Origin of the sequence: Fulvimarina endophytica (assembly GCF_003403015.1) — a bacterium.
GTDB classification, from domain to species: Bacteria; Pseudomonadota; Alphaproteobacteria; order Rhizobiales; family Rhizobiaceae; genus Fulvimarina; species Fulvimarina endophytica.
On the sequence record NZ_QURL01000011.1, the window covers coordinates 1 to 5,000 of the forward strand.

At 56.8% G+C, this 5,000-nt stretch carries 2 tRNA genes and 2 rRNA genes; all 4 read right to left on the minus strand.

Annotated elements, in window-relative coordinates:
- Positions 1 to 376: 376 nt before the first annotated feature.
- The 4 genes from rrf to DYI37_RS18465 all read right to left on the minus strand — a co-directional run bounded on the left by rrf (position 377) and on the right by DYI37_RS18465 (position 4,581).
- Positions 377 to 491, minus strand: a 5S ribosomal RNA gene (gene rrf / locus DYI37_RS18450).
- A gap of 185 nt (positions 492 to 676) precedes the next feature.
- A 23S ribosomal RNA gene (locus tag DYI37_RS18455) occupies positions 677 to 3,650 on the minus strand.
- A gap of 683 nt (positions 3,651 to 4,333) precedes the next feature.
- A tRNA-Ala gene (locus DYI37_RS18460) sits at positions 4,334 to 4,409 on the minus strand.
- 95 nt (positions 4,410 to 4,504) lie between these two features.
- A tRNA-Ile gene (locus DYI37_RS18465) sits at positions 4,505 to 4,581 on the minus strand.
- Positions 4,582 to 5,000: the final 419 nt, after the last annotated feature.

The window sequence follows — 5,000 nt, forward strand, 5'->3', positions numbered from 1 at the left end:
GGTACGAATCCGTATCCTGTCTTGTCCGGCGCGTTGCGAGGGGTGGCTCGTCGTTTGAGGCCTATGGGGGATGAGGGTACTCGGGCTGGGTTTTTTCCGGAGGTGTTTTTGCGCCCGCCGTCTTTTCGCTTCCGCCGTCTTTTTCCCGTCTGCCTTCGGCTTCCGTACCCGTTTTTGTTCCATGCGTGATAAAGCGAGATCGCCCTGGAGGCTCGTGGCCTTTGGCGATGGTGCCATGAGCACGAGACGGATCACCGGGTTTCAGGTGCGGTGCCGCGCTGGCCTCGCCTGATCTGGCGCGATCGAGTTTGGTTTTGAGATTGTGTGAGTGTGTTCTGTTTCGTGTGAAGATTCCCTGGTTTTCTGTTTTTGGCGGACCTGGCGGCGACCGACTTTCCCGCGTCTTGAGACGAAGTATCATAGGCGCTGGAGCGTTTCACGGCCGAGTTCGGAATGGGATCGGGTGGGGGCGCTCCGCCATGACCACCAGGTCGGCCAAAAACAGAAAGGGGATCGAGAAGCTGGTTTGGCGCGGCGTTGAGCGGCGCTGTCTGCACTGGAAGAATGATGATCGCTTGTGATCGTGGAGGGATCCTCGGAAGGAGCCTCCTGGCCCGCGCCTGTTCCCTGTTGAAAGGGTCTGGCTTGGGTCGTTGATGATCATGGGCGAATGGGAACGATCAAGTCGATCGAGCGATTAGTACCGGTCAGCTTCACGCGTTGCCGCGCTTCCACATCCGGCCTATCGACGTGGTGGTCTACCACGGCTCTGATAGGGAGTACTCGTTTTCAGGTGGGTTTCCCGCTTAGATGCCTTCAGCGGTTATCCCGACCGTATATAGCTACCCTGCTATGCGGCTGGCGCCACAACAGGTCCACCAGAGATACGTCCATCCCGGTCCTCTCGTACTAGGGACAGATCCTGTCAATACTCCTACACCCACGGCAGATAGGGACCGAACTGTCTCACGACGTTCTGAACCCAGCTCACGTACCGCTTTAATTGGCGAACAGCCAAACCCTTGGGACCTGCTCCAGCCCCAGGATGCGATGAGCCGACATCGAGGTGCCAAACAACCCCGTCGATATGGACTCTTGGGGGTCATCAGCCTGTTATCCCCGGCGTACCTTTTATCCGTTGAGCGATGGCCCTTCCACTCGGGGACCACCGGATCACTATGACCGACTTTCGTCTCTGCTCGACTTGTCTGTCTCGCAGTCAGGCAGGCTTATGCCATTGCACTCGACGAGCGATTTCCGACCGCTCTGAGCCCACCTTCGCGCGCCTCCGTTACTCTTTAGGAGGCGACCGCCCCAGTCAAACTACCCACCATACACTGTCCCGGATCCGGATAACGGACCGCGGTTAGACATCCATGACGGCAAGGGTGGTATTTCAAGGATGGCTCCACGCAAACTGGCGTCCACGCTTCAAAGCCTACCACCTATCCTACACGTGCCGACACGAATGCCAGTGTAAAGCTATAGTAAAGGTGCACGGGGTCTTTCCGTCTGACCGCAGGAACCCCGCATCTTCACGGGGAATTCAATTTCACTGAGTCTGTGCTGGAGACAGCGGGGAAGTCGTTACGCCATTCGTGCAGGTCGGAACTTACCCGACAAGGAATTTCGCTACCTTAGGACCGTTATAGTTACGGCCGCCGTTTACTGGGGCTTCAATTCAAGGCGTGAACCTCTCCTTTTAACCTTCCAGCACCGGGCAGGCGTCAGACCCTATACGTCGTCTTGTCGACTTCGCAGAGCCCTGTGTTTTTGATAAACAGTCGCTACCCCCTGGTCTGTGCCACCCTCAAACACTTGCGTGCAAAAGGGTCACGCTTCTTCCGAAGTTACGCGTGCAATTTGCCGAGTTCCTTCAGCACAGTTCTCTCAAGCGCCTGGGTATGCTCTACCAATCCACCTGTGTCGGTTTCGGGTACGGTCTATACGGTGGGGCTCTTTCCTGGAACCGCTTCGCTGCCTGATCAATCCGTTAAGACCAGACAACACACGCGATCCGTCACTTCCCACCAGGCCCACGAATATTAAACGTGGTTCCCATCGCCTACGCCTTTCGGCCTCGGCTTAGGGGCCGGCTAACCCTGCTCAGATTAACTTTAAGCAGGAACCCTTGGATTTTCGGCGAGGGAGTCTCTCACTCCCTTTATCGTTACTCATGTCAGCATTCGCACTTCCAATACCTCCAGGACCCCTCACGGGTATCCCTTCACAGGCCTATGGAACGCTCCGCTACCACTCATCTCCTAAAAGATGAATCCTCAGCTTCGGTGCATGGCTTCAGCCCCGGTACATTTTCGGCGCAAAGTCTCTTGTTTAGACCAGTGAGCTGTTACGCTTTCTTTAAATGATGGCTGCTTCTAAGCCAACATCCTGGTTGTTTTGGAAACTTCACATCCTTTCCCACTTAGCCATGACTTGGGGACCTTAGCTGGAGGTCAGGGTTGTTGCCCTCTCGACGACGGACGTTAGCACCCGCCGTCTGTCTGCCGGATAGTGCTTCCAGGTATTCGGAGTTTGGTTAGGATCAGTAAGACGGTGAGTCCCCATAGCCCATCCAGTGCTCTACCCCCTGGAGCATTCAGCCGACGCTCTACCTAAATAGATTTCGCGGAGAACCAGCTATTTCCAAGTTTGATTGGCCTTTCACCCCTAGCCACAAGTCATCCCGATCTATTGCAACAGATATGGGTTCGGCCCTTCAGTGCGTGTTACCGCACCTTCAGCCTGCTCATGGCTAGATCACTTGGTTTCGGGTCTAATCCGACGAACTGAACGCCCTGTTCAGACTCGCTTTCGCTGCGCCTACACCTATCGGCTTAAGCTTGCTCGCCAGACTAAGTCGCTGACCCATTATACAAAAGGTACGCCGTCACCCTTGCGGGCTTCGACTGTTTGTAGGCATTCGGTTTCAGGTTCTCTTTCACTCCCCTCGTCGGGGTGCTTTTCACCTTTCCCTCACGGTACTGGTTCGCTATCGGTCATGCACGAGTACTTAGGCTTGGAGGGTGGTCCCCCCATGTTCAGACAGGATTTCACGTGTCCCGCCCTACTCGAGGACCCTATTCAAAATTACGCCTACGGGGCTGTCACCCGATCTCGCCACGCTTTCCAACGTGTTCAGCTTGTTTGAATAAGGCCACTGGCCTGGTCCGCGTTCGCTCGCCGCTACTGACGGAGTCTCGGTTGATGTCCGTTCCTCCAGGTACTGAGATGTTTCAGTTCCCCGGGTTCGCCTCTTTAACCCTATTTGATTCAGGTCAAAGATACCTTCAAATGACTACCGTTAATTTGAGCTGTTGTGGGTTGTTTTCGCTCACGCCAGACGCTTTCAGCGTCGGCTGCGCGGGCGCGGCCTGACCGGCCGGAGCCCGGTCGGGCTCTGCTGCGGGCACCCTCACCATCGCGGCAAGAGAACCTCGCATCAAACACCGAAGGCCGCCCGACCCAGCCAATGGCTGCATCGAACTCCAACAGTTCAAACTTAACGGTAGTCGAAGGTGGGTTGCCCCATTCGGAAATCGCCGGATCAAAGCTTATTCGCAGCTCCCCGACGCTTATCGCAGCGTATCACGTCCTTCATCGCCTGTGCATGCCAAGGCATCCACCAAATGCCCTTCAGACACTTGATCGTTCCCATCGCCCATGATCATCGGTTCAAAACCCGAAGGGTTTTGGACCGCTGTCTCCTCATCGCTCACGCCGGATGCCTTGCGGCATCGGCTCCGCGCGGGCGGGCCATAAGGCCCGTCGCCCGGTCGGGCTCTGGTGTCCGTTCCCCCTTTTGCAAAGGAACGAGCCACCTTCGACACCCATACCCGTCAGCTCGTCAGAGCCATCGGGCGGACCGAAAGGAGACAATTGAGAGAGATCATGGTCGATCAGATCATTCTTCTTGAGAGAAGCACCGCCTAAGCCCATCCGGATGTGCGATCCGGACAAAGCCTCCTGCAGCGGCGCTTCATGCTGGTCGGATGTCAAACCCGACCAGCGAAAGACCAGCTTCTCGAGACGAACCCGGATTGTGCGCGGTCAGGCGACACAAACCTTAAAAACCGGAACGCTTGAACCCGGATGCAGGCGATGAACCTGCAAAGTCCGGACGTTCCGATCGGCAGAACCGTCAAACCCCAGGCCCGGCAACGAGTGCCAGGGACAAGGCCGCTTCGGAGTAGAAGCGCGGGGACGAACCCCTGAGCCGTGCGACGATCCTTCCAGATCCGTCTTCTTCTTCACGATGTTTGAGAACAGGCAGACACGGACGGCCATAAGCCGTTCACCCATGCTGCAAAGGTGTTTCTTTCTTCCTAGGTAATGGTGGAGCCTATCGGGATCGAACCGATGACCCTCTGCTTGCAAAGCAGATGCTCTCCCAGCTGAGCTAAGGCCCCGATCTGTACGAACACACTGTATCGACCACACGGACCGCGATCGCGACGAGACCGCCGCAAAGCAGATCCGTCAAGCAATATCGCAGACACCACGATGGTGGGCCCGGGTAGATTCGAACTACCGACCTCACCCTTATCAGGGGTGCGCTCTAACCAACTGAGCTACGGGCCCATCTCTAATCGCTCACGCTCAGATACCCTTCGGCATCGGCTTCGCGAGGACACCGGCCAGTCGGCGGCGATCGTCGATATGTCGTTCCTTCGACACCACCACAGGGACACCGCCACAGGGACACCGCGACACGAACACCTGACCGGAACCGCCCCGAAGGCCGGCGTCGGCCGAACGGCCGTCGCAGCTCTGCTGCGCCCTGTCCGGAGCCCTGCGGGCGTGAGGACATTACCTAAGAGAAGAAAGAGAAACGAAGGCGGCGTAAAGCGGCCATCGCCGTGGCAAACCGTGAAGACGGCTCGCTCATAGGCGTTCATTCTTGAACCCACGTGTCGCCACGCGGGGCGCTTCGTTCCGACTAGAACAAAAGCTTATGTTCAAAGGGATCCGATAGGGCGATCCATCCAGGGCCAAACATT